We start from the raw sequence: 1,047 nt of genomic DNA, 5'->3' as shown, positions 1-1,047 counted from the left end.
TAGCCATAACCGCCTTAAAGCTAGAATCAAACTAGCTAAGCTACACAGAAAAATTAAGTTTTTAAGAACGGACTTTTTCTATAAACTAGCTAACTATTTAGCCAAACAATACACCCATGTTTTCATTGAGGATTTGAATATGAAAGCGATGCAAAGGTTGTGGGGTAGAAAGATTAGCGATCTAGCTTTTAGTGAGTTTATATCTATCCTAGAGAGAAAAACACAGGTGCATAAGATTGATAGATTTTATCCAAGCTCTAAGACTTGTTCTAATTGTGGGGCACTCAAAGAGGATTTAAGCCTAAAGGATAGGGTATTTAATTGCCACTCTTGTGGCTTTTCTTTGGATAGAGATTTAAACGCAAGTATTAATATTCATAGAGTTGGGGCATCAACTCTTGGAGTAGAGGCTGTAAGACCCGCCTAGCGGGCAAACCTTGATGATCCCAGAATCCCCTAGCTTTAGCTATGGGGAGTATGTCAAAAGATCAAAGCATGCGACTAGAACACCAATACCTAAAAGATTGGGAGTTTGTTAGCCATGTTAGAGAGTTAATGGCTAAAGAGGAGTTATTAAAAAAAGGCATTATAGAAATGCCTACACAAAATACTAAAGCCTATGAGGTGAGTTAATGGGATTAATCAACCAAATAACAGATTTTGCTAAGCAACTTAAAGGTGTAGCCAATGAGAGCACACAAGAAGGAGTTGAGCAAGTAGCCAAAGAGGGCGCTAGCAAGGCTAAGGAATTTGTAGATCAAAACAAAGACGCGGTTAAAGACTTTATAGATCAAGGGCAAGAGGCAGTAAAAGAAGTTGCACAAGAAGGAGCGCAAAAGGCTAAAGACTTCTTACAAAATACAATTGACATACTCCCCATAGCTAAAGCTAGGGGATTCTAGGATCATCAAGGCTTGCCAGCTAGGCGGGTCTTACAGCCTCTACTCTAAGAGTTGATGCCCCAACTCTATGAATATTAATACTTGCGTTTAAATCTCTATCCAAAGAAAAGCCACAAGAGTGGCAATTAAATACCCTATCCTTTAG

Annotated in this window: 4 protein-coding genes; 3 read left to right on the top strand and 1 reads right to left on the bottom strand. The window is 38.9% G+C overall.

The window, feature by feature from the left end; translation table 11 throughout:
• The 3 genes from G6Q00_RS08190 to G6Q00_RS08180 all read left to right on the top strand — a co-directional run.
• The coding region (locus tag G6Q00_RS08190; RefSeq protein WP_163532751.1) for an RNA-guided endonuclease InsQ/TnpB family protein at positions 1-427 on the top strand (427 nt) is incomplete at its 5' end.
• 50 nt (positions 428-477) lie between these two features.
• On the top strand, positions 478-633 hold the full coding sequence (locus G6Q00_RS08185) for a hypothetical protein (RefSeq protein WP_163532750.1): 156 nt from the start codon (positions 478-480) through the stop codon (positions 631-633).
• Positions 633-902, top strand: a complete 270-nt coding sequence (locus G6Q00_RS08180; RefSeq protein ID WP_163532749.1) for a hypothetical protein — start codon at positions 633-635, stop codon at positions 900-902. Before G6Q00_RS08185 ends, G6Q00_RS08180 begins: the two co-directional genes overlap by 1 nt.
• A 19-nt stretch (positions 903-921) precedes the next feature.
• Here the strand turns inward: G6Q00_RS08180 and G6Q00_RS08175 are convergent.
• Positions 922-1,047: zinc ribbon domain-containing protein (locus G6Q00_RS08175; RefSeq protein ID WP_163532748.1), on the bottom strand; the 126-nt coding region annotated here is incomplete at its 5' end.

Source organism: Helicobacter suis, from assembly GCF_902196125.1.
Taxonomy (GTDB): Bacteria; Campylobacterota; Campylobacteria; order Campylobacterales; family Helicobacteraceae; genus Helicobacter; species Helicobacter suis_B.
Note: the sequence above shows the minus strand (reverse complement) of the source record. Positions and strands in the feature narration are given on the sequence as shown.